The sequence below is a fragment of the Nocardia sp. CC213A genome (assembly GCF_030766805.1).
Taxonomy (GTDB): Bacteria; Actinomycetota; Actinomycetes; order Mycobacteriales; family Mycobacteriaceae; genus Nocardia; species Nocardia otitidiscaviarum.
Window position 1 is genome coordinate 96,356 of sequence record NZ_JASFXA010000004.1, and the last position, 23,062, is coordinate 119,417.

The 23,062-nt window shown below is 69.1% G+C and carries 24 protein-coding genes; 6 read left to right on the plus strand and 18 right to left on the minus strand.

The genetic code is table 11. From position 1 onward, the window contains the following. Window positions 1-13: 13 nt before the first annotated feature. Window positions 14-529: a 5-(carboxyamino)imidazole ribonucleotide mutase gene (gene purE / locus QJS31_RS08915; protein WP_039810491.1), complete on the minus strand. Its 516-nt coding sequence runs from the start codon at window positions 527-529 to the stop codon at window positions 14-16. Then, window positions 522-1,745 carry a 5-(carboxyamino)imidazole ribonucleotide synthase gene (locus tag QJS31_RS08920; protein WP_282780767.1) on the minus strand — a complete coding sequence of 408 codons (1,224 nt, stop codon included), beginning with the start codon at window positions 1,743-1,745 and terminating at the stop codon, window positions 522-524. The genes purE and QJS31_RS08920 overlap by 8 nt, the downstream gene beginning before the upstream one ends. 65 nt (window positions 1,746-1,810) lie before the next feature. Between QJS31_RS08920 and QJS31_RS08925 the strand changes: the two genes are divergently transcribed. Beyond that, complete coding sequence (locus tag QJS31_RS08925; protein ID WP_306356406.1) at window positions 1,811-2,353, plus strand: GtrA family protein; 543 nt, start codon at window positions 1,811-1,813, stop codon at window positions 2,351-2,353. Window positions 2,354-2,356: 3 nt separating this feature from the next. On the opposite strand, the gene QJS31_RS08930 is transcribed toward QJS31_RS08925, so the two are convergent. From QJS31_RS08930 to QJS31_RS08940, 3 genes are all read right to left on the minus strand, one after another. Beyond that, window positions 2,357-3,664: a HAMP domain-containing sensor histidine kinase gene (locus QJS31_RS08930; RefSeq protein WP_029925689.1), complete on the minus strand. Its 1,308-nt coding sequence runs from the start codon at window positions 3,662-3,664 to the stop codon at window positions 2,357-2,359. A 69-nt stretch (window positions 3,665-3,733) separates the two neighbouring features. Beyond that, a complete protein-coding gene (locus tag QJS31_RS08935) occupies window positions 3,734-4,411 on the minus strand; it encodes a response regulator transcription factor (protein WP_029925688.1) in 678 nt (225 codons plus the stop codon). A gap of 35 nt (window positions 4,412-4,446) precedes the next feature. Then, window positions 4,447-4,971, minus strand: a complete 525-nt coding sequence (locus QJS31_RS08940; RefSeq protein WP_282786231.1) for a PH domain-containing protein — start codon at window positions 4,969-4,971, stop codon at window positions 4,447-4,449. A gap of 148 nt (window positions 4,972-5,119) precedes the next feature. Between QJS31_RS08940 and QJS31_RS08945 the strand changes: the two genes are divergently transcribed. Beyond that, window positions 5,120-6,073, plus strand: coding sequence for an acyl-ACP desaturase (locus QJS31_RS08945; RefSeq protein ID WP_306356407.1), 954 nt, complete (start codon window positions 5,120-5,122; stop codon window positions 6,071-6,073). Window positions 6,074-6,147: 74 nt separating this feature from the next. Next, a complete protein-coding gene (locus QJS31_RS08950) occupies window positions 6,148-7,026 on the plus strand; it encodes a serine/threonine-protein kinase (RefSeq protein ID WP_306356408.1) in 879 nt (292 codons plus the stop codon). Here QJS31_RS08950 and QJS31_RS08955 read toward each other — a convergent pair. From QJS31_RS08955 to QJS31_RS08975, 5 genes are all read right to left on the minus strand, one after another. Then, window positions 7,004-7,801 carry a biotin--[acetyl-CoA-carboxylase] ligase gene (locus QJS31_RS08955; protein WP_306356409.1) on the minus strand — a complete coding sequence of 266 codons (798 nt, stop codon included), beginning with the start codon at window positions 7,799-7,801 and terminating at the stop codon, window positions 7,004-7,006. The genes QJS31_RS08950 and QJS31_RS08955 overlap by 23 nt on opposite strands. 641 nt (window positions 7,802-8,442) lie before the next feature. Continuing rightward, window positions 8,443-8,799 (minus strand): hypothetical protein, encoded by a 357-nt coding sequence (locus tag QJS31_RS08960; RefSeq protein ID WP_195145233.1) that lies wholly within the window; start codon window positions 8,797-8,799, stop codon window positions 8,443-8,445. 15 nt (window positions 8,800-8,814) lie between these two features. Continuing rightward, entirely contained in the window at window positions 8,815-9,207 is a 393-nt protein-coding gene (locus tag QJS31_RS08965) for a DUF1707 domain-containing protein (RefSeq protein ID WP_282781803.1), read from the minus strand. A 178-nt stretch (window positions 9,208-9,385) separates the two neighbouring features. Continuing rightward, window positions 9,386-11,188: an acetyl/propionyl/methylcrotonyl-CoA carboxylase subunit alpha gene (locus QJS31_RS08970; protein ID WP_282781804.1), complete on the minus strand. Its 1,803-nt coding sequence runs from the start codon at window positions 11,186-11,188 to the stop codon at window positions 9,386-9,388. Between the two features lie 135 nt (window positions 11,189-11,323). Beyond that, a complete protein-coding gene (locus QJS31_RS08975) occupies window positions 11,324-12,220 on the minus strand; it encodes a sulfurtransferase (RefSeq protein ID WP_029925670.1) in 897 nt (298 codons plus the stop codon). A 166-nt stretch (window positions 12,221-12,386) separates the two neighbouring features. Here QJS31_RS08975 and QJS31_RS08980 point away from each other — a divergent pair, with 166 nt between their 5' ends. After that, entirely contained in the window at window positions 12,387-13,220 is an 834-nt protein-coding gene (locus QJS31_RS08980; RefSeq protein WP_282781807.1) for a metalloregulator ArsR/SmtB family transcription factor, read from the plus strand. Here the strand turns inward: QJS31_RS08980 and QJS31_RS08985 are convergent. The 5 genes from QJS31_RS08985 to QJS31_RS09005 all read right to left on the minus strand — a co-directional run bounded on the left by QJS31_RS08985 (window position 13,128) and on the right by QJS31_RS09005 (window position 18,220). Continuing rightward, window positions 13,128-13,784: a nucleoside triphosphate pyrophosphatase gene (locus QJS31_RS08985; RefSeq protein ID WP_306356410.1), complete on the minus strand. Its 657-nt coding sequence runs from the start codon at window positions 13,782-13,784 to the stop codon at window positions 13,128-13,130. The two genes, QJS31_RS08980 and QJS31_RS08985, sit on opposite strands and share 93 nt — an antisense overlap. 144 nt (window positions 13,785-13,928) lie before the next feature. Continuing rightward, window positions 13,929-14,243, minus strand: a complete 315-nt coding sequence (locus QJS31_RS08990) for an acyl-CoA carboxylase subunit epsilon (RefSeq protein ID WP_228813762.1) — start codon at window positions 14,241-14,243, stop codon at window positions 13,929-13,931. Window positions 14,244-14,458: 215 nt separating this feature from the next. Next, window positions 14,459-16,099, minus strand: coding sequence for an acyl-CoA carboxylase subunit beta (locus tag QJS31_RS08995; RefSeq protein WP_306356411.1), 1,641 nt, complete (start codon window positions 16,097-16,099; stop codon window positions 14,459-14,461). A gap of 262 nt (window positions 16,100-16,361) precedes the next feature. After that, window positions 16,362-17,702 carry an L-lysine 6-transaminase gene (gene lat, locus QJS31_RS09000; RefSeq protein WP_282781813.1) on the minus strand — a complete coding sequence of 447 codons (1,341 nt, stop codon included), beginning with the start codon at window positions 17,700-17,702 and terminating at the stop codon, window positions 16,362-16,364. A 65-nt stretch (window positions 17,703-17,767) separates the two neighbouring features. After that, window positions 17,768-18,220, minus strand: a complete 453-nt coding sequence (locus QJS31_RS09005) for an Lrp/AsnC family transcriptional regulator (RefSeq protein WP_029925658.1) — start codon at window positions 18,218-18,220, stop codon at window positions 17,768-17,770. Window positions 18,221-18,275: 55 nt separating this feature from the next. Here QJS31_RS09005 and QJS31_RS09010 point away from each other — a divergent pair, with 55 nt between their 5' ends. Beyond that, the gene (locus tag QJS31_RS09010; protein WP_282781815.1) at window positions 18,276-19,805 is read left to right on the plus strand and encodes an aldehyde dehydrogenase family protein; all 1,530 of its coding nucleotides are present in this window, start codon (window positions 18,276-18,278) and stop codon (window positions 19,803-19,805) included. Between the two features lie 19 nt (window positions 19,806-19,824). Here QJS31_RS09010 and QJS31_RS09015 read toward each other — a convergent pair whose 3' ends face one another. Both QJS31_RS09015 and QJS31_RS09020 read right to left on the minus strand, forming a co-directional pair. Beyond that, entirely contained in the window at window positions 19,825-20,676 is an 852-nt protein-coding gene (locus QJS31_RS09015) for an SDR family oxidoreductase (protein ID WP_306356412.1), read from the minus strand. 121 nt (window positions 20,677-20,797) lie between these two features. Further along, a complete protein-coding gene (locus QJS31_RS09020) occupies window positions 20,798-21,760 on the minus strand; it encodes a patatin-like phospholipase family protein (RefSeq protein ID WP_306356413.1) in 963 nt (320 codons plus the stop codon). A gap of 68 nt (window positions 21,761-21,828) precedes the next feature. On the opposite strand from QJS31_RS09020, the gene QJS31_RS09025 reads away from it, so the two are divergent. Beyond that, window positions 21,829-22,509: a TetR/AcrR family transcriptional regulator gene (locus tag QJS31_RS09025; RefSeq protein ID WP_282778014.1), complete on the plus strand. Its 681-nt coding sequence runs from the start codon at window positions 21,829-21,831 to the stop codon at window positions 22,507-22,509. Here the strand turns inward: QJS31_RS09025 and QJS31_RS09030 are convergent. Continuing rightward, window positions 22,460-23,005, minus strand: a complete 546-nt coding sequence (locus QJS31_RS09030; RefSeq protein WP_282778015.1) for a histidine phosphatase family protein — start codon at window positions 23,003-23,005, stop codon at window positions 22,460-22,462. The genes QJS31_RS09025 and QJS31_RS09030 overlap by 50 nt on opposite strands. Window positions 23,006-23,062 lie beyond the last annotated feature (57 nt).

Sequence of the window (23,062 nt, forward strand, 5' to 3'; positions counted from 1 at the left end):
GTGGCCACCGCGCTCATCCCAGCAACCGGGTGCGCAGGGCGTCGTCCTTCTCCAGCACGAGCTTCTCCAGATCGGCCTGGAACTGCTCCATGCGCACGCGCAGGTCCGGATCGGCGGCGGCGAGGATACGGACCGCCAGCAGGCCGGCGTTGCGCGCGCCGCCGATGGAGACCGTGGCGACCGGGACGCCCGCGGGCATCTGCACGATGGACAACAGTGAGTCCATGCCGTCCAGGTACTTCAGCGGCACCGGGACGCCGATCACGGGCAGCGGGGTGGCCGAGGCGACCATGCCGGGCAGATGCGCCGCACCGCCCGCGCCCGCGATGATCACCTGGATGCCGCGGCCCGCCGCCTCCCTGGCGTAGTCGAGCATGCGCTGCGGGGTGCGGTGCGCCGACACCACACCTACCTCGAAGCGAATGCCGAACTCCGCCAGGGCTTCCGCGGCCGCCTGCATGGTCGGCCAGTCGGAGTCGGAGCCCATGATCAGGCCGACCTGTGGCGCGGTGCGCTCGGTATCACTCATGATGCGGATCCCATCCGTCGGTCCATACCGCGTGCGACATCCAGTGCGCCGCGCGCTCGGCCTGCTCGCGTGTGGCGGCGACATCGTCGCCGAGGATATTGATGTGTCCGATCTTGCGGTCGGGCCGCTCACCCTTGCCGTAGAGGTGCACCCGGGCTTCCGGCATGCGGGCGAACAGGTGGTGCAGCCGCTCGTCCATGGACATGGCGGGGGCTTCGGGCGCGCCGAGGATATTCGCCATCACGGTGACCGGGGCCAGCGGCGCGGTATCGCCCAGCGGATAGTCCAGCACCGCGCGCAGATGCTGTTCGAACTGGCCGGTGACCGCCCCGTCCATGCTCCAGTGGCCGCTGTTGTGCGGGCGCATGGCCAGCTCGTTCACCAGCAGCTCACCGGCATGGGTCTCGAACAGCTCCACCGCCATCGCGCCCGTGGTGCCGAGTTCGGAGGCCAGCCGCAGCGCCAGCGCCGACGCCTCGGTCGCACGCTCCTCCGGCAGCTCCGGCGCGGGCGCGATCACCACGGCGCACTGGCCGTTGCGCTGCACGGTCTCCACCACCGGCCAGACGGCGGCCTGCCCGAACGGCGAGCGCGCCACCATGGCCGACAGCTCACGCTTCAGGTCCACCTTCGCCTCCGCCAGTAGCCCGACGCCGTGCGCCAGCTGGTCGTCCACGATGCGGGTGGCCTCAGCGGCGTCGGCGGGCATCCACACGCCGCGGCCGTCGTAGCCGCCGCGCACCGCCTTCAGCACGAAGGGCCAGCCGTGCTCGTCACCGAACGCGACGGCGTCGGCCGCCGACGCCACGGCGGTGAACGCCGGGACCGGCACGCCCAGCTCCGCCAGCTTGCGGCGCATGGCCAGCTTGTCCTGGGCGTAGACGAGCGCGCCCGGCGGCGGCTGCACGTTCACGCCCTCCGCGATGAGCGCCTCCAGGTGCTCGGTGGGCACGTGCTCGTGGTCGAAGGTCACCGCGTGCGAGCCGACCGCGGCCTTGCGTAGCGCGGCCAGGTCGGTGTGGGTGCCCAACACCACCTCGGGTGTCACCTGGGCGGCCGGGTCGTCGGGCCGTTCGGCGAGGACGCGCAGCCGCTGCCCGAGCGCGACCGCCGCCTGATGGGTCATCCGTGCCAGCTGCCCGCCACCGATCATGGTGACCGTGGGCATGGCCGAGGAATCGAAGGAACGTGCGCTCACGTTCGACAATATTGTCATGGTGCCCGGGGGCCCCGTGCCTGCGGGTTGCCGACCCGGTATCGCGGGCACGTAGACTCGGCCTCGTGTCATTTGTCGACGACGTGGTAAAACTGCTGCCCACACCGCTGCGGGATCTCGCGATCCGCCATCACGAACTGATCAAGTTCGCGATCGTGGGCGCCACCACGTTCGTCATCGACAGCGGCATCTTCTACTTCCTGAAATTGACCATTCTGGAACCGAAGCCGGTAACCGCCAAGATCATCTCCGGGGTGATCGCGGTGATCGCCTCCTACATTCTCAATCGCGAATGGACGTTCGAGAATCGGGGCGGACGGGAGAAACACCACGAGGCCCTGCTGTTCTTCGCGGTCAGCGGTATCGGCGTGGTGCTGAGCTTCACACCGCTGTGGATCTCGCGGTACATGCTGCACCTGCAGGTGCCGAATATCAGCCTCACCGCCGAGAACATCACCGACTTCATCAGCGCCTTCATCATCGGCAATATCCTGCAGATGGTGTTCCGATTCTGGGCCATGCGGCGCTGGGTCTTCCCCGACGAGATGCGCCAGATCGAAGCGGAACTCGAGGATCTGCTCGGCGAGGAACAGCTCGGCCACAGCTAGCCGCTACCGCGGTTCGGCGACCACCTCGCCCTGGACGCGATTCGCGGCGGGCGCGCCCAGGAAGACCGCGAACAACGCCGGGCGGCGACGCTGCAACTCCAGCCGGCCGCCGTCGGCCTCGATGAGGGCGCGCGCCAGCGCCAGCCCCACACCCGTGGAACCACCCGCCGAGAACCCGCGGTCGAAGATGTGCGGGGCGAGCTCGTCGCGCACCCCGTGGCCCTCGTCGGCCACCTCCACGCACACCAGTGGCTCCCGGTCCCGCCCGCCCGTCACCGTGCGCACCGACACCGTGCAGGTGCCGCCGCCGTGCATGAGGGCATTGTCGACCAGCACCGCCACCGCCTCCCGTAACCGGGAACCGGTGATGGGCGCGCGCAGCGTCGGATCGCCCGCCAGCACCAGTTTGCGACCCGCCTCCGCGAACGGATGCCGCCATTCCGACACCACTCCGCGCAGTTCGTCGATCACCGGCACCGGATCGCGCTCGGCCGCGCCCTCGTCCCGGGAGGCGCGCACCAGATCGTCGATGGCGTCGGTGAGGCGATCCACCTGCGCCATGGCCTCCTCGGCCTCGTGCACCACATCCGGATCCGAGTACTCCGACAGCTCGTCCAGACGCAGGCGCACCGCGGTCAGGCGGCTGCGCAGCTGATGGGAGACGTCGGCCACCAGGGCATGCTCGCGTTGCAGACGGCCCGCGATCTCCACGGTCGCCGAATCCAGCACATCGGAGACCCGGTCCAGTTCGGTGATGCCGTGGCGGCGCGGGTCGGCGCGGAAGTCGCCCATGGCCAGCCGGGCGGCGCGGGCGGCCACGTCGCGCAGCGGATCGGCCACCCGGCGCGCGGTCACCGTGGCCACCGCGATGCCCGCGCCCAGCGACAGCAGCACCAGCCCCGCCACCGCGCCGAGCGCCTTGCGCTGCATCGAATGCATCGGGGAGGCAGGGGTTTCCAGGCGCAGTGAGACCGAGGTGCCCATGGACAACGACTCCACGATGGGATCGTCGACGTAGTCGACGCCGACGTCCACACGGTGCGCGACGGTCCGCTCGGTCGGATAGATGATGGTCAACCGGCCGCCCGCCGGAATGAGCGGCCGCACCGAACGCAGATCCAGCTCACCGTGCACCAGACCGTCCGGTTCCTGCGCGATCACCTCCGTGGAGATGCGTTCGAGGCGGCCGCGCAGATCGTTGCGGGTCATATCCTCGACCCACTGCCACGCCGTGTACGCCAGCGGAATGCCGAGGACCAGCGTCGTCAGCGTCAGCGCGGCCACCATGGACATGAGAATTCTGCGCCGCATCGTCGACATGCCTCGCTTCACTGGGGGCTGCTCGGTGGTGCGCGCCTGCGCACGGACCAGGCTGTTCACCTAGTCGGTATTGAAGCGGAAGCCTACGCCGCGCACCGTCACGATTCGGCGTTCGGCCACCGGCCCCTCGTCGCCGATCTTGCGGCGCAGCCAGGACATGTGCATGTCCAAGGTCTTCGAACCGCGCAGGTCCGCGTCACCCCACACCTCGCGCAGGATGGTCTCGCGCGGCACCACCTGTCCGGCCCGGTCGATCAGCACCTTGAGCAGTTCGTACTCCTTGTTCGCGAGGTTCACCTCCACCCCGTTCACCAGCACCCGGCGCGCGGCGGGCTCCAGGCGGATACCGCCGACCTCCACCGCCTCGTCCCCGATTCCGCTGCGGCGCAACAGCGCCCGCACCCGGGCCAGCAACTCGGCCAGCCGGAAGGGTTTGCCCACGTAGTCGTCGGCGCCCGCGTCCAGGCCCACCACGAAATCGACCTCGTCGGTGCGGGCGGTGAGCATGAGCACGGCCAGATCCGCGCCGCGCGCCCGCACCTGCCGGCACACCTCGAGGCCGTCCATCCCGGGTAGCCCGAGATCGAGGATCAGCAGGTCGTGCTCACCCTCCAGGGCGCGCTGCAGGACCGCGGGGCCGAAGCTCTCCACGGTCACCGAATAACCCTCACGCCCCAGCGCCCGCGACAGCGGTGCGGCGATGGCCTCGTCGTCTTCGGCCAGCAGTACGGCGGTCACGGACCAAGACTACGGGTAGAACCGTGCCGAACGCGCTAACGACCGTTGCCGTCGCGCGGGTCCTGTTGCACCACATCGAAAACCTGGTGATACACCAGCCCGTGCACCTGCTGCACCCGCGGGATGTCGGTGAACTCGAGCGGCTCCTCCGACGCCGAGGTGATGGTCAGGGTGCCCGCGCCCAGCAGCCGGTCGGTCAGGCCGTGACTGAACTGCACACTGGAGATGCGCGTCATCGGGATATCGATACCGGTGTGGGTGAGCACGCCTTCCCGGACCAGGACCCGGCGGTCGGTCACGATGAAATGCGTGGTTCGCCAGGCGATCAGGGGGACGATGCACCACCAGATCACCAGCAGCACCCACGCCACCGGCACCGCGATCATGAACCCGGTGCGCAGAATCCCCAGCGGAGCGCGCGAGGCCAGGCCGAAGCCGAAACCGGCCAGCGCGGTCACGAAGATGAAGGCGACAGCGGGTAGGAACAGCATCTTCCAGTGCGGATGGCGATGCAGCAGCAGCTGTTCGTCCGGTGCCAGCGCTTCCTCCGGGTAAGCCATACCGGCAGATTACCCCGGAAGGATGCTTCGAATACGGCACGCGGGACCTTGTTCTGCGGCACAATCGTTCGGCTGTAGGGGGAACCATCAGCTAGTCCCGCGCATGTGCACAGTCCTGCTCCACCCCGCATGACATCAGGAGGCGTGTGTGACCAAGGATCTGACCCAGCTCGAAATACTCATGGCGCTCGAACCAGTGGCCGAACAGAACCTGAATCGGCACCTGTCGATGGCCAAGGACTGGCATCCGCACGACTACGTGCCCTGGGACGAGGGCCGCAACTTCGCCGCCATGGGCGGTGCGGACTGGGATCCGGAGCAGTCCAAGCTCAGCGAGGTCGCCAAGGTCGCCATGGTCACCAATCTGCTCACCGAGGACAATCTGCCCTCCTACCACCGGGAGATCTCCGAGAACTTCTCCATGGACGGGGCCTGGGGCACCTGGGTCGGGCGGTGGACCGCCGAGGAGAACCGCCACGGCATCGTGATCCGCGACTACCTGGTGGTCACCCGCGGCGTCGACCCGGTCGCGCTGGAGCAGGCGCGCATGGTGCACATGACCAACGGCGCCAAGTCGCCCGCCGAATGGGGCGGTTTCCTCGACAATGTCGCGTACGTGACCTTCCAGGAGTTGGCCACCCGGGTCTCGCACCGCAATACCGGGCGGGTGTGCGAGGACCCCGTCGCCGACCGCATGCTCCAGCGCATCGCGGCCGACGAGAACCTGCACATGATCTTCTACCGCACCCTGTGCGGGGCCGGACTGGATCTGGTGCCGGACCAGGCCATCGCGGCGATCACCAAGGTGCTCACCAACTTCGTGATGCCCGGCTACGGCATGCCCAACTTCCGGCGCAACGGCGTGCTCATGGCCAAGCACGGCATCTACGATCTGCGCCAGCATCTCGACGAGGTGGTCAAGCCCGTGCTCAAGCAGTGGAACGTCTTCGAGCGCACCGACTTCGGGACGCGCGGCGAGCAGGCGCGCGATCAGCTCGGCACTTGGCTGGAGAAGATGGAGGCCGATGTGCTCAAGTTCGAGGAGCAGCGCGACCGGCTGCTCGCCCGCGAGGCCGCGCGCGGCGAACTGCAGCCCGCCTGAGCGTTTTCCAGCCGTTATAGCCAGGCCGTAGGGTGTTCCCCCAGTGAGACTTGTCCGGTACGAGAGGATCTGGCGTGGGGGACGGTCAGCTGGGTCGGTACCGCCTCGACGAGCTGCTGGGCAGTGGTGGGTCGGGGCAGGTCTGGCGTGCGCACGACACCCTGACCGACCGCACCGTGGCACTGAAGGTGCTGGCCCCGGCTCTCGCCGCCGACCCCTCCTATCGGCGGCGCTTCGAACGCGAAGCCCGCGCCGCGGCCCGCCTGCGCGGGCCGCACGTGGCGCTGCTGCACACCTTCGGGGAGCTGGAGGGACGGTTGTTCATCGAGACCGGTTTCATCGACGGGGTCGATCTCGAGGCGCTGCTGGAATGGGAGGGTCCGCGCCCGCCCGCGTCGGCCGTGACGCTCATCGCGCAGGTGGCGACGGCACTCGACGAGGCGCACGCGGCCGGGGTGATCCACCGGGATGTCAAGCCCGCCAACATCATGGTGGCGCTCGACGACATCGCCTACCTCATCGACTTCGGCACCGCCCAGCAGGACGGGCAGACCCCGGTGACGCTCTCCGGCATGGTGGTCGGCACCCCCGCCTACATGGCCCCGGAACGGTTCACCGGCACCGCCTCCGCACGCTCCGACATCTACTCGCTGGCCTGCGTGCTCTACGAATGCCTCACGGGCGAAAGACCTTTCCGAGACCGCAACCCGGCCCGCCTCATGTACGCCCACGTCAATGCCGACCGCCCCCGCGCCTCGGCGATCCGCCCGGAGCTACCGGGAGCGCTGGACGCCGTCATCGCCCGCGGCATGGCCCGCGACCCAGCCGAACGCCATTCCAGCGCAGGAGAATTCGCGGCCGCCGCACACTCGGCCCTCGTAACCCCCGACCCCGGTGCCCCGACTCTGATCGGACGGGTCAAGAGGTTGCTCAGGCTGGGCGCAGGTGGGTGACGTCGCCCGCGGTGACGGCCTGGTCGCCGATGCACAGGCGGCCGTGGTCGTCGATGTCGGTGGCGATGCCGGTGAGCGCCTGGCCGTTGGGGAGTTCGGCGCGGACCTCGGCGCCCAGGGTGGCGCAGCGTTCGCGATAGGCGGCGGCAAGGTCGGTGACCGACCAGTTCGCGGCGCGCCAGGCGGTGAGGCGGCGGGCGAATTCGCGGAGGATGGCCAGGGCCAGATCGGTGCGGTCGGTGTCGGCGGCGCCCAGCAGGGCGAGCGAGGTGGCATGCGGGACCGGGAGTTCGGCCTCGGTGAGGCTCACGTTCAGGCCGATGCCCATCACCACGGCGGGATCGGGTGCGCCGGCCGCGACCTCCGCCAGTATCCCGGACAGCTTGCGCCCGTCGACCAGCACATCGTTCGGCCACTTCAGCGCGGCGTCGACGCCCGCGACCGCACGCACGGCGTCCACCACCGCCACCCCCGTCAGCAGCGGCAGCCACCCGAGCACCTCCGGATCGATCCCCGGCAGCCGCACCAGGATCGACATGGCGATCTGCGCCCGCGCCGGACTCTCCCACGCCCGCTCGTGCCGCCCCCGCCCCCGCTCCTGCGCCTCGGCGAGCAACACCACCCGATCCACCCCCGGATCCGCCGCCCGCGCGACCAGATCCGCATTGGTCGACCCGGTCGACTCCACCACCTCGATCCCGGTGAAGAACCCCAACTCCGCCGCCCCGGCGATCTCCCGCCGCAGCCGCTCCACATCCACAGGTGCCCGTTCCATGCCGGGCACGCTACTCCCCCACCCCCGCCACGTGATCCGGCCGCACTCCGTGCGAGTCCCTCCCCGGCATCACCGGACGCGCTGGGTCGATGCCACGCATCACTTCCTCACCAACCCGCTCAGCCGCTCCGGCTCGGCAACGCACGCCCGAGAACCACGCGCTCGCCGCATCTGGTCGCCGGGGCGAATCGCGGGCCGAGAACCGGCGACGCATCGACGGCCACAGCCCCCGCAGTCCGAGTCGCGCACGCGGAGGCCGCCTTGGCTACGGCGCGCGGGGATTCACCGGCGGTCGCGAGCGCGGCGGTAGCCGAGCGCACATCGGCTCGCCGCTCGACGCCATCGGCCGGAGATCCGACCGCGGGTTCGGTCCGCTGCGGTTCGGTCCAGGGTTGTGGTTCGGTGACGGTCGGTTTCGGCGTGCGGGTCCGCCAGGTTGTCCAGCTCGCCGCGGCCGCGTGTTCGGCGTGGTGTTCGCTCCAGGCCCACATGTGCGTCTCCGCTCGGCTCGGTATCGGGTGGTGCTCCGAGAGTCCCACCGCGACCCGGGTGAGCACGAGCGATTATTTCCGCCCAGACGGACGAATGCGCAGGTGACGCAGGGTTTTTCGACGTTCAGGAAATGTCCGGACCGGACGGGGTCAGCGGTCGACGGGGACGTCGCGGGGTTCGAGGCCCAGCGCGCCCTGGACGAAACGCCGCACCGCCGTGCGGCCGTCGGCGAGAGCGGTGTCGTAGCCGTCGCGGGCCCAGCCGGAGATGACGGCGGTGCCGTCGCCCTCGGGCGTAGCGCCGATCTCCGCGACCATCTCGGCGGTGGTGGGCACGCACACCGCCCAGGAGAAGTGCGTCTCGTCATCCCATTCCAGTGCCCGCCGCACCACATAGTCGGGATCGGTGATGCCGCCGTCGGCCAGCGCGGGCCGGTCGTCGATGCGCTCATCGGCGCGCAGGGCGCGCAGATACCATCCGCCCGCGTTGATCTCGATGGGTTCCATACAGCCTTCCCGTTGTCAGTGCCAGCGGCCGTGCCCGTACCGATGCCCGCGCCGATCCCCGAACAGCAGCGCACCCGCCAGCGGAATGGCGAGGAAGAACCACCACTGCTGGGTCACGAGAAACAGGATCAACGCGAGAATGGTGACCACCGGCATCGCCCGCTGGGCCACCCCCGCGGGCAACCGGAATCCGCGTTCGGCCGGTACCTGCTTCTCCAGCGACACCGGCGCGGGCAGGTCCGTGAACACCTGCTCGAGATCGCCCCGCGTCACCGCGGCCGCCACGATCGCACTGCGCTCGTCGAATTCGGCCACGCTCAACCGCCCGGCGGCGAAGTGATCCGACAGCCGCCGCATGGCTTCCTCGCGTTCGGCGGTGCCGATGCGAATGTCGGGTGGTTCAGCCATATACCGACCTTAGCGCGCGCCGACCGGTCGAACGTCCGCCGCCGGATGTAGATTCGCGGCCGCCGCGGCACGTACGCGACCGTACCCGGCCGCCGCGCCCGCGACAGCGCGAACGGGCCGCGCACACTGGCGCGACCCGTTCGAGAAGCACTGCCGGACTACGGGATCCGGCGCGAACTCACTTGATCTCGGCGAGTACGGTGCCCTGGGTGATGGCCGCACCGGCCTCCACCGTCAGCCCGGTGATGACACCGGCCTTGTGCGCGGTCACCGGGTTCTCCATCTTCATGGCCTCGAGCACCACCACCAGGTCACCGGCCTCGACCGACTGACCCTCCTCGACGGCGACCTTGACCACGGTGCCCTGCATGGGTGCGGTCACGGCGTCACCGGAGGCGGCGCCGCCACCGGCCCCGCCGCGCTTGCGCGGCTTCGGCTTCTTGCGGATGACGCCCGCGCCGTTGCCGCCGCCACCGGTCGCGGCCGCGCCGACGGTGAACTGTCCGGGCAGCGACACCTCCAGGCGACGGCCGCCGACCTCGACGACCACCTTCTGGCGGGGCTCCTCGTCGTCCGCCTCGATGGGCTGGCCGCCGGTGTAGGGCTCGATGGGGTTGTCCCAGTCGTTCTCGATCCACTTGGTGTAGACGTCGAACGTGGTGCCGTCGCCGATGAAGGCGGGGTTCTCCACGATGTGGCGGTGGAAGGGGATGACGGTGGCCAGGCCCTCGACCTGATACTCGGCCAGGGCGCGGCGGGCGCGCTGCAATGCCTGCTCGCGGTTCTCGCCGGTGACGATGAGCTTGGCGAGCATGGAGTCGAACTGGCCGCCGATGACGCTGCCCTCGACCACGCCGGAATCCACGCGCACGCCGGGGCCGGTCGGCTCCTTGTACACGGTGACCGGGCCGGGGGCGGGCAGGAAGTTGCGGCCCGCGTCCTCACCGTTGATGCGGAATTCGAAGGAGTGCCCGCGCGGCGTCGGATCCTCGGTGATGCTCAGTTCGTGGCCCTCGGCGATGCGGAACTGCTGGCGCACCAGGTCGATGCCGGCGGTCTCCTCGGTGACCGGGTGCTCGACCTGGAGGCGGGTGTTCACCTCGAGGAAGGACACGGTCTCGCCCTGCACCAGGTACTCCACGGTGCCGGCGCCGTAGTATCCGGCCTCGCGGCAGATCCGCTTGGCGGATTCGTGGATCTTGGCGCGCACCTCGTCGGAGAGGAACGGGGCGGGGGCCTCCTCGACCAGCTTCTGGAAGCGACGCTGCAGCGAGCAGTCGCGGGTGCCGGCGACCACCACATTGCCGTGCTTGTCGGCGATGACCTGGGCCTCGACGTGGCGGGCCTTGTCCAGGTACTGCTCGACGAAGCATTCGCCGCGACCGAAGGCGGCGGTGGCCTCGCGCACGGCGGAGTCGAACAGCTCCGGAATCTCCTCGATGGTGTGCGCGACCTTCATGCCGCGACCGCCACCACCGAAGGCGGCCTTGATGGCCACCGGAACGCCGTACTGCTCGGCGAATGCGACGACTTCCTGCGCGTCCTTGACGGGGTCCTTGGTGCCCGCGGCCATGGGGGCCTGCGCGCGCTCGGCGATGTGGCGCGCGGTGACCTTGTCGCCCAGATCGCGAATGGACTGCGGGGAGGGTCCGATCCAGATGAGGCCCGCGTCGAGCACGGCCTGCGCGAAATCGGCGTTCTCCGACAGGAAGCCGTAGCCGGGGTGGATCGCGTCGGCGCCGGACTTGGCGGCGGCATCGAGGATCTTGTCGAACACCAGGTACGACTCGGCCGAGGTCTGACCACCCAGAGCGAACGCCTCGTCGGCGAGCTGCACGAACGGCGCGTCGGCGTCCGGTTCGGCGTACACGGCGACGCTGGCGATCCCGGCGTCCTTGGCAGCCCGGATCACGCGCACGGCGATCTCGCCTCGATTGGCTACGAGGACCTTGGTGATCTGCGCGTTGGCATGGTTGGGCACTGAGCCTCCTGTGCTCTCAAAGCTTTCGTCTTGGGCAGTGTAGGCAGTCTGCCAACAACCACCGAGTCGGGATAGGGCTACCGAGGAGTAGGCCCGAAGAGTGACCGATGCGACACTCTACAACGCCCGTGGGCGCTACCTGCGCGCGGCGATCTCGGGTGCGGTACCCGGCTCGGCTCCCATGACGATCGGCATTCCGACCGCATTACCCCATTCGGTCCAGGAGCCGTCATAGTTACGCACCCCCTCGATGCCGAGCAGGAAGGTGAGCACGAACCAGGTGTGCGCGGACCGCTCGCCCACCCGACCGTAGACGATCGGCGCCGCGCCGACCGCACCGTAGACGACGTCGAGTTCGGCGCGCGGCCGGAAGCGCGAATCGGGGCCGACGGCGGTCATCCACGGAATGTTCACCGCCGTGGGGATGTGTCCGCCGCGCAGTGCGCGTTCCAGTTCGTGATCGGTGAGCAGGGTGTGTTCGCCCGTGTACTCCGCCAGCGGCCGCACATCCACCAGCGATCCGCCGAGGCCGTCCACCACGTCCTCGCGGAACGCCCGCGCCGTGCGGTCGTCCCGGTCCACCTTCGGGTAGTCGCCCGCTCCGGCGAAGGGCACCTCGAAGGTGGTGTCGCGAGCCTCGGAGATCCACGCGTCGCGACCGCCGTCGAGCAGTCGCACATCCTGATGCCCGTACAGGTGCATGGTCCAGACCGTGGCGGCGGCGGTGCCGTTGCCCTTGTCCCCGTAGACGACCACGGTGTCGTCGCGTTCGATGCCCTTGATGCGCATGAGTTCGGCGAACCGTTCCGCGTTCACGACATCGCGGGTGAGCGGGTCGATGAGCTCGGTTCGCCAATCGATCTTGATGGCTCCGGGGACGTGACCGATGTCGTAGAGGAGAATGTCCTCATTGGTCTCGATGATCTTGAGTCCCGGCGCGCCGATGTTTGCCGACAGCCATTCTGTGGTTACTAGTCGGTGAGGATATGCGTAGGTGCCGAACGAGGGATTCGGGTCCGGGGCGACGGGCAAGGTGTCGGTCCTTCACGCTCGGTGGGTAGGTTGTGACGGTTGAAGATCTCTGCACCGATCGTAAGCGGGTGGCGGTAACGAAACTCGTTTCAGATCACGAATCAGATGATTGAACGAATAAAGCGCAGCTTCATCCGATAAAGTCTCCTGGGAGGAGGGGTGAGCTATGTCCGATTCTTGGCCACGACGGCGTCTGCTCGCGATCCTACGTGGCGCCAGCGAGCCTCTCGACGCACAGGAACTCGCCCGGGTCACCGGCCAGCATGTGACTACGGTTCGTTTCCATCTGGACGTGCTCACCCGCGAATCGCTCGTACGCCAATTCCAGCAGCCGCCGCGCGGTCGCGGACGCCCGCGCATCGGCTACACCGCCGTACAGCGATCGGTGGGTTATCAGGAGCTCGCGCAGGTGCTGGCCGACCAGCTGGGCACCGACCCGCGGCGACGCTCCGATGCCGCCGTGGCGGCGGGCCGGGTATGGGGCGCGAAGATGGAATCGGTCGACCAGCCCGTCGAAACGCTGGACGACGCCAAGGACCTGACCATCACCCTGGCCTCCGAACTCGGCTTCGCACCGGAACGCGATCCGGCCAGCGAGACCGACGAACAGGCCCTGGTCCGGCTCACCGCCTGCCCGCTGCGCGAACTCGCGCGTACGCATTCGGAAGTGGTGTGCGGCGTGCACCTGGGCCTCATGCGTGAAGTGCTGGACCGCAACGGCGCCCGCGATCACGTGCAGGTTCGGCTGCATCCGTTCGTGGAGCCGGAACTCTGCGTGGCACGTCTGGAGCTGCTGAAACCCCCTGCGGGCGAACCGGTCCCGGCCACCGCCGCGGAGGAGCCGCCGACCGAGGCCGACGAGGTGGAACCGCGCCTGGCAACGGCCACCAGCCGGGTGGCGCCACAGTTACGCAGTGTCGATCCCCAGCTCCGCGGCACCGACCCACAGCTCCGCAATTCCGACGCCCACCTCGGCAAGCAGTCGACGAACCAGCGGTAGCCCGATACCGATGACGCTGGACGGATCGCCCTCGATCCGCTCCACGAACCAGCCGCCCCGGCCGTCCAGGGTGAACGCCCCGGCCACCTGCAACGGCTCGCCCGACGCCAGGTACGCCTCCAGCGCCTCGGGTTCGGGTTTGGCGAAATGCACTGTGGTACCGCTGCAATCGGCGGCATCGGCGACGATCTCCCCGTCGCGCAGTCGCAGTACGCAGTGTCCGGTGAGCAGATCCGCGGCGCGCCCGGCCATCTCGGCCCAGCGCGCCCGCGCCACCTCGACGGTCAACGGTTTGCCCTGTAGCTCACCGTCGATCAGCAGCATCGAATCGCAGCCCACCACAACGGAATCGGCGAAGTCGACGGGATCGAGAGTGGCGGCGACGGCGCGCGCCTTGGCTCGCGCCAGCTCCACGACCACTCGTTCCGGGGTGGCGCTGGCGGGCAGTGCGGCGGCGACCGCGTCCTCGTCGACATTCGACACCCGGACCACGGGCTCGATACCCGCGTTGCGCAGTACGCCGAGCCGGGCCGGGGACGCGGAGGCCAGTACGAATACGGTCACGGCGCTCAGTATTCCATCACGCTCGCCGCTCCTCGGGCGCGGGCGAGTCGCGCGACGCCCCCGGGCGGAGGTTGAACCGCGCGTGGTCACGGCGGATGCCGTCACACCCGATCGGTCGACCTCCCGCGCAGGTGCGACAGCCGACTAGTCGCGCAGATGCGACAGGGCCGGGAACGCGTAGGGCGAGAATGGCGAAGTGCCGCGGTGCAGCAGGGTCGGGCGGCCCCACATATCGGCCGGGCCGGTGGCGGCGGGAGCGGCGGCGGCATTGGCCGCGGCCGCGGTGAGCACGGCCACCAGGGCGGCCAGCTCGTCGTCGGTCGGATTACCCTTCAGCACCTGCACCACCGGGCCCGCGTGGGCCGGTTCGGCCGCGGCGACGGGCGCGTCGACCACCTCGACGAACTCGTCGACCGCCAGATCCAGTTCGGCGGCGCGCAAAACCTCTTCATCTGCCATGGTCGTCACAGCGCCAGTCCTCCTGTCCGTTCACCGCTCGTGGCGGCTGGTTCGCGTCCGGATCGGTTCCGGTCCGCAAACGGTATTCGTTGGTTCCCTCGACGGCGAGGGTTTGGCCATAACCATTTTCACTCGGATGGGGCGATGGTGCGCGGTATGGAATTGCACGTCCGTACCCAACTCAGTGTGCGCCCCATACCGCGCTTATCGCCGCATCAGAGCGGAATGTTGCCGTGCTTCTTCGGCGGCAGCGTCACCATCTTGCGCTCGAGCAGGCGCAGGGCGGAGACGATCTGACCGCGGGTGTGCGAGGGCGGGATAACCGCGTCCACATAGCCGCGCTCGGCCGCCACATAGGGGTTGACCAGGGTGTCTTCGTACTCGTTCTGCAATTCCAGGCGCAGCGCGTCGACATCGTTGCCCTCGGCGGCGGCCTGCTGCAACTGCTTGCGGTAGACGAAGCCGACCGCGCCCGACGCGCCCATGACGGCGATCTGCGCCGTCGGCCACGCCAGATTCACATCGGCTCCCATGTGCTTGGAGCCCATGACGTCGTAGGCGCCACCGTATGCCTTGCGGGTGATAATTGTGATCTTACCCACAGTGGCCTCGCCGTAGGCGTAGAGCAGTTTGGCGCCCCGGCGGATGATGCCGTTGAACTCCTGGCCGGTACCCGGCAGGAAGCCCGGCACGTCCACCAGGGTGATGATCGGAATATTGAAGGCGTCGCAGGTGCGCACGAAGCGCGCGGCCTTCTCCGAGGCGTCGATGTCCAGGCAGCCCGCGAACTGGGTGGGCTGGTTGGCCACGATGCCGATGCTGCGGCCGTCGATGCGGGCGAAGCCGACGATGATGTTCATCGCGCGCTCGGCCTGCACCTCCAGGAACTCGTCGTCGTCGACCAGGCAGCGAATGACCTCGTGCATGTCATAGGGCTGGTTCGGCGAGTCCGGGATGATGGTGTCGAGCTCGAGGTCCTCCTCGGTGAGGGAATCCTCGATCGCGCCCTCGATCGGGTCCGATGCCGGGAAGCGCGGGGCCTCGGCCCGGTTGTTGCTCGGCAGGTAGGACAGCAGGTCCTTGACGTAGTCGAGGGCGTCCTGCTCGCCGGAGGCGACGTAGTGGGCGACACCGGACTTGACCATGTGGGTGTGGGCGCCGCCCAGCTCCTCCATGGTGACCTCTTCACCGGTGACGGTCTTGATGACGTCCGGGCCGGTCACGAACATCTGCGAGGTCTGGTCGACCATGACGACGAAGTCGGTCAGCGCGGGCGAGTACACGTGCCCACCGGCGGCCGGACCCATGATGAGCGAGATCTGCGGGATCACGCCGGACGCCTGGATATTGCGGTGGAAGATCTCGCCGTAGAGGCCCAGGGAGACGACGCCCTCCTGGATGCGCGCGCCCGCGCCCTCGTTGATGCCGACGAGCGGGCGACCGGTCTTGAGCGCCAGATCCATGACCTTGACGATCTTCTCGCCGTACACCTCGCCGAGGGAGCCGCCGAACACGGTGACGTCCTGGGAGAAGATGCAGACATCGCGACCGTCGACGGTGCCGTAGCCGGTGACCACGCCGTCGCCGAGGGGACGGTTGTTCTCCAGGCCGAAGTTGACGCTGCGGTGCCGGGCCAGCGCGTCGAGTTCGACGAACGAGCCCTCGTCCAGCAGGGCGAGAATGCGCTCGCGCGCGGTCATCTTGCCCTTGGCGTGCACCTTGTCGACCACGGCCTCACCCATGGGGTGCTTGGCTTCCTCGAGGCGACCGCGCAGGTCAGCCAGCTTGCCGGCGGTGGTGTGGATATCTGGGGCGCCCGCCGACCCCGGCGAAGGCTGCTGCTGGACACTCGTCATGGCCGCGAGTGTAACCAGTACCAGGCCCCCTTTGTAATCCGCCGGGTGCTACTGACCGGTATCGCTATTGGCTACCCGCCAGTAGAAAATGGCTGGTCGGAACGGGTGAATTGCCTGCTGGTCACCGATTCTCGACGGCCGCGAACCCAACTGTTCCGCGCGCGGAACAGTTGCCGGATTCGGTGTCGAATAGGGGTTTCCGCGCGCGGCGGAACAGGCCGGTGCGACATGCGGTCGACACCGGCCTGTTCAGGATCGAGCGTTAGCGGGTCAGTACGCGATCCAGGGCGTCCACGGCCTCGTCGAGTTCGGCGACGGTGACGGTGAGCGGCGGCCGGAACCGGATGCCACGCTCGCCGGTGCCGAGGATCAGCACCCGCTCCTCCTCCCGCAGGCGCGTCAGCACCTCGTCGCGCAGTGCCGCCGACTCCAGGGTGACGGCGCACATGAGACCGCGCCCGCGCGGATCGCTCACCGCGGCGTGATCGACCGCCAGGGTCGTCAGCCGCTCCAGCAGATGCCCGCCCAGTCCCTTTGCGGCCGTGACCAACTCGTCCCGGTCGATGACCTCGAGAATCCGCCGCGAGCGCACCATGTCGGTGAGGTTGCCGCCCCAGGTGGAGTTGAGCCGCGAGCTCACCCGGAAGACATTGTCGGGCACGTCGTCCACCCGGCCGCCCGCCATGATCCCGCACACCTGGGTCTTCTTGCCGAAGGCCACCACGTCCGGTTCCAGCCCGAGCTGCTGGTAGGCCCACATGCTGCCGGTCATACCGACGCCGGTCTGCACCTCGTCGAGGATGAACAGCGCGTCGTTGTCGTGGCACAGATCCTGCATGGTGCGCAGGAATTCCGGCCGCATATGCCGGTCACCGCCCTCGCCCTGCACGGGTTCGGCGATGAAGCAGGCGATATCGTGCGGATGCGCGGTGAAGGCGCGGATGGCCTGGTCCAGCGCGCGACGCTCGGCGGCCTCCAGATCGCGCCCGGGGGCCTGGTACGGGGTGTCGATGCGCGGCCAGTCGAACTTTGGGAACCGCGCCGTCTTCACCGGATCGGTGTTGGTGAGCGACATCGTGTAGCCGGTGCGCCCGTGGAAGGCTCCGGTCAGATGCAGCACCTTGGTGCCGAGTTCGGCTGGGCGACCGTGCATTTCGTTGTGGCGGCTCTTCCAGTCGAAGGCCGTCTTGAGGGCGTTCTCCACCGCCAGGCCGCCACCGTCGATGAAGAACAGGTGCGGCAGCCGGGGATCGCCGAGCACCCGCCTGAAAGTCTCCACGAAGCGGGCCATTTCGACGGTGTAGATATCGGAGTTGCTGGGCTTGTTGATCGCCGCGTCCGACAGGCTCGCGCGGAAGGCGCGGTCGTCGGCCAGCGCGGGGTGGTTCATCCCCAGCGCGTTGGAGGCGAAGAACCCGAACATGTCGAGGTAGACGTCACCGGTGCGGGCGTCGACCAAACGGAGACCGCGGGATTTCCGCAGGTCCAGGACTATGTCGAAACCGTCCGCGAGGATGGACGCGGAGAGGATTTCGTGCACCCGGGCGGGGGTGACCAGTGTCGTTTCGGCAACCGCCCCGAGCCGATCGAATTCGAGGGTCACGCCACCCACTGTAAAGGAAAATTAACGGCGAGACCTGTAAACAACGAAATAATTACGCTCCAAGGCTACTTGTCATAGAATGTCTGCAGAATGATGGTGCTTCGTGTCCTGACGTTCGCGGTCGCGCGGATCTCTTGCAGCAGTTGCTCCAGGTGCCGGGGGGACGCCACCCGGACCAGCAGCATGTAGCTCTCCTCGCCGGCCACCGAATGACATGCCTCGATTCCGGGTACATGTTGCAGGAGAGCGGGCGCGTCATCGGGTTGCGACGGGTCGAGAGGAGTGATCGCGACGAATGCCGACAGCATCTGGCCCAACGCCTCGGGATCCACATTCGCCGTGTAGCCGCGAATCACGCCACGCGCCTCCAACCGCCGTACCCGCGACTGCACGGCGGAAACCGACAGGTTCGCCTTCTCGGCAAGGTTGGACAGGGTGGCGCGACCGTCGGCAATCAGTTCGCGTATCAGCAGTCGATCGATATCGTCGAGTACGGGTTTCGCCGGTGTATCCGCCATCAGCGAAGACTAACGCGGCGAACCGAACTCGGTGGTGGGAACCCAGGAGGTGCAGATGACCCAGGCATTGACCGAGCGCAACACTCGCGAGCTGAGGAACCGCGCCGAGGCGCTGTTGCAGCGGCTCGGCGTGGCCATGCCGGAGCCGGGTCCGCTACCGGCCCGCACTCCCATCACCGGCGGCGACTTGGCCAGCCTGCGACCGAGTTCCCGCGCGGAGGTGGACGCGGCCGTCGAGCGGGCGGCGGCGGCCTTCCGGGACTGGCGCACCGTGCCCGCACCGGTGCGCGCGGCCGTGGTGCGGCGGCTGGCCGCCCTGCTCGCCGAGCATCAGGAGGAACTCGGCGAACTGGTGACGCTGGAGGCGGGCAAGATCCCGGCCGAGGCGCGCGGCGAAGTGCAGGAGATGATCGACATCTGCGAATTCGCCATCGGCCAGTCGCGCCAGCTGTACGGGCGCACCATGCCGTCGGAACGCCCGGGGCACCGGCTGATGGAGACCTGGCATCCGCTCGGGGTGGTCGGGGTGATCTCGGCGTTCAACTTCCCCGTGGCCGTGTGGGCCTGGAACACCGCGCTGGCGCTGGTGTGCGGTGACACCGTGGTGTGGAAGCCGTCGGAGACCACGCCGCTCACGGCGCTGGCCTGCCACACCCTGCTGCGCCGCGCGGCGGTCGAGGCGGGTGCGGATCCCGAAGTGCACCAACTGATTCAGGGCTCGGCCGAAGTGGGCGAGCAGCTGGTCGACGACTCCCGGGTCGCCCTGGTGAGCGCCACCGGATCGGTGCGCATGGGCCGCACGGTGGCCCCGCGGGTGGCGGCTCGGTTCGGCCGCTGCCTGCTGGAACTGGGCGGCAACAACGCCGCGGTGGTGACGCCGTCGGCGGATCTGGATCTGGCCGCGCGGGCCATCGTGTTCGCCGCCGCCGGAACCGCCGGGCAGCGCTGCACCACCCTGCGGCGGCTCATCGTGCACGCCGACGTGATCGGGCCGCTGCTGGATCGGGTGGCGGCCGCGTACCGGCAACTGCGCGTGGGCAATCCGCTCGACGAAGGGGTGCTGGTGGGTCCGCTCATCAACAGCGCGGGCTACCTCGGCATGCAGACGGCGCTGCAACGCGCGCTCGAGGACGGCGGTGAGCTGATCTGCGGCGGTGAGCGAGTGGAGGGGTTCGGCGAGGACGCCTTCTACGTGCGGCCCGCACTGGTGCGCATGCCCGCCCAGACCGCGGTGGTGCGCGAGGAGACCTTCGCCCCCATCCTCTACGCGCTCACCTACCACGACCTGGACGCCGCCATCGAGCTGCACAACGGTGTGCCGCAGGGCCTTTCGTCCGCGATCTTCACCCGCGACCAGCGCGAGGCGGAACGCTTCCTGGCCGCCGACGGCTCCGACTGCGGTATCGCCAACGTCAATATCGGCACCTCGGGTGCGGAGATCGGCGGCGCGTTCGGTGGCGAGAAGGAGACCGGCGGCGGTCGCGAATCCGGCTCCGACTCGTGGAAGGCGTACATGCGCCGGGCCACCAATACCGTCAACTACTCGACCGAACTACCGCTGGCACAGGGCATCCGCTTCGAGTAGTCGCCGACCGTACGAGGGGTCACCCCTCCTCGTCGGTGGCGATGGCGCGGATCTGCGCCTCGTAGCGCTCGCGGGTGGCGGTGTCGGCGGGATGCAGGGCGCGGTCGCCACCGAACAGGCGGCGGACCAGGCGGACCGCCGGTTCGGGGGCGGCGGCCAGGGCCACGTCCACCGGTCCGAGGTAGTTGGGGACGGCCACCTCCGCCTTGCGGGTGCGGACGGTCTGGACGACGGCGGCGGCCACATCCTCCGGGTCGACGGTCGGAAGGCCGTGTCCCAGCGTCAATCCCGAGGACAGGCGGGTGCGGACGGCGGAAGGCAGGACGCAGCTGACGCTCACGCCGTGCTCGGCGAACTCCAGCCGGGTGGCGGCGGAGAGGCCGACGGCGGCGAACTTGCTGGCGTTGTAGACGGCCAGGCCGGGCAGCGGGATCTTGCCCGCCAGCGAGGCGACGTTCACGATGTGGCCGACGCCGCGGTCGATCATGCCGGGCGCGACGGCGCGCATACCGTGGATGAGTCCCCAGACGTTCACGTCCATGGTGGTGCGGCCCACCGCGTCCGGCTCGTCGAGGAAGGCCCCGGCCGGCATGACACCGGCATTGTTCACCAGGATGTCGACGCGGCCGAATTCGGCGACTACCCGGTCCCACTGCGCGCGGTAGCGCACATCGAGTTCGAATGCCTTGCCCCCCAGGGCCGCCGCGGCGGCTTCGGCGGCGGCGCGGTCCACATCGGCGATGGCGACCTGTGCCCCCTTGCCTGCGAACAGTTCGGCCGTGCACCGCCCGATCCCCCGCCCGGCCCCGGTGACCAGGACCCGCGCGCCGGTCGGATCGATTGCGGGATAGCCGTTTCCGAAGATGCTCACGCTGTTTCCTTCCTCGCCTGATCGGACTGATCCTCAGCCTGCCCGCCTCCCGATGCCGCCTTCGACCGGCATCCTGGCGGCTGGCCCGCTCCGATCCCGTGCCGCCGCCGTACCTGACCGCTCACGCGAATTCCCCTCGCTCCATTGCCTTACGGGTGCTGACCAGGCTGTGCTCGAAGGTCTCTCGGCGGCGGCGGCCGTCCATGAAGTTCGGCCCCATCACCGCCAGGTCCTCGGCGTCCGCCCCGAGGCACAGCACCTTGGTGCCGGTGGCGCGCACGCGTGCGATCTCGTCGTCGAGCCGCGCGCTCATCCGCTGGCGCAGTTGGCGTTCGAGGAGGTGTCCGGGACCGGTGGCGGGCACCGGGGTGGCGGAGGCCATGGGGGTGAGCACCACGATCTCGTCGAGGTGATCGGGGATGAGCAGGTCCACCGAGGCGGTGGAGGCCGCGCCGCCGTCGATGAAGCGGCGTCCGGCGATGGGCACCGGCGGGAACCAGCCCGGCACCGCCCACGAGGCCCGCAGGGCCGCACCGAGATTCGCCTCCGGCGCGTCGGGCGCGCCGAAGGCCACCCGTTCCCCGGTGGCGTAGTCCATGGCCACCAGCCGGGCCGCCGGATGCGGCAGCCACCCGCCGTCCGGCCGCAGCCGGTCGGCCAGCCGCTGCAACCAGCCCGGATCGCCGCCGCCGACGGGCAGCAGTCCGCTGGCGACGGTCAGCAGGCGCTGACCGCCGGAGACCCGACCGCCGCGCACGGCCCGCAGCGTGCTCGCGGGCGCACCGAGGCGCGGTCGCGGCAGCGGCGGGAACCGGCCCGGTTCCGCCCGCAGGTGCGCGGTCAGCACCGGATCGCTCGACGTCCCCCGCTGCATGGCGACCAGGTCGTCCACCGCGATGCCGCTGCCGAGCAGGGTGACCATCTCGGCCCCCGCGGAGGTGCCGATCATGACGTCCGCCGTGCGCGGATCCCAGTCCAGTACGTCGCGCGCCGCGGCCAGCGCGGCGACGATCCACGCCGCGCCGAGCGTGCCCCCGCAGCCGATGGCCAGGCCACGCCGCTGTGACCCGTTGCTGTTACTCATGGTTTCGAACACTAGCAGTTCTCGGATACTGGCGGTATCCCAAATCCGACGGTACATAGAATCGACGCATGCCACGTCTCACCCGGTCCGAGAGCCAGGCCCGCACCCGCGCGGAGCTGCTGGCCACCGCGCGTGATCTCTTCCTCACCGACGGCTACGCCAAGACCAGCCTGGAGCGCGTCGCCGAGGAAGCCGGATACTCCAAGGGCGCGGTGTACTCCAACTTCCGCACCAAATCCCAGCTGTGCCTGGAGGTGCTCGAACTCATTCACGAGACCAAGTTCGGCGAGGTGAGCGCGCTGCTGGCGGCGCACGAGGCATTCGACGAGCGCATGGCGGCCTTCCAGGAATGGGCCGAGCGCACCCTCGGCGATGTCGGCTGGACCATGCTGGAATTCGAGTTCGCCATCGTGGCGCGCGACGATCCGGCGCTGCAGGCCGCGCTGGTGTCCAATCTGTCGCTGATTCGCGGCACCGTCGCCGCGCAATTGCAGAGCCTGGCAGGCTCGCTGGGCATCGCGCTGCCCATGCCGCCGGAGGACGCCGCCACCGCGGTGCTGAGCCTCGGCCTGGGGCTGGGGATTCAGCGGGCCATCGACCCGAGCCTGTCGGCGCGGCTCATTACCGATGCGGTGCGGGCCATGATCACGCCCGTTGGCGTCGGCGCGTCCGGTAGCGCGGTCACGCCTGGTGAGTCGGTCACGCCCGGAAGTGCAGGGTCCACTCGCCTCGGTAGTGCAGCCGGGTAATGCTCACCGGCGGAATGTCGATGCGCCAGAACGACTTCGCGGGCGCGTCCAGCGCCACCAGCAGCGCGCACCGGATGACGGCGGGATGGGTGATGGCGATGGTCGGCTCCCCGTCGGCGGCGATGTCGGCCAGCCACTGAGCCGTCCGCTCGATCACGTCCACCACGGACTCGCCCCCGTGCCCCTTGAAGGTGGGGTCGGTGAGCCAGGCGTAGAGGTCCTCCTTGGGCACCGTCATGAGTTCGCCGCCGCGCCACGCGCCCGCGTCCAGGTCGCGTAGTCGGTCCTCCTCGGCGCCCAGCAGTCCCATCAGGGCGGCCGTTTCGACGGTGCGGCGTTCCGGCGCGGTCAGCACCCGGGCGGTATTGAGACGTCCGCAGGCAGAGGCGGCCCGCCGTCCGGCTTCGGTGAGCGGTTCGTCGACGGGGAATCGTGCCTTGCGCATCGCCTCGGTCATGCCGTGACTGACCAGGTCGAGTCTTAGCACCTTCTGCACGGTTGGAAAGCGTACGCGCGGCATCGGCGGGCGTACTTCGATTGCCCGCCGTTGTCT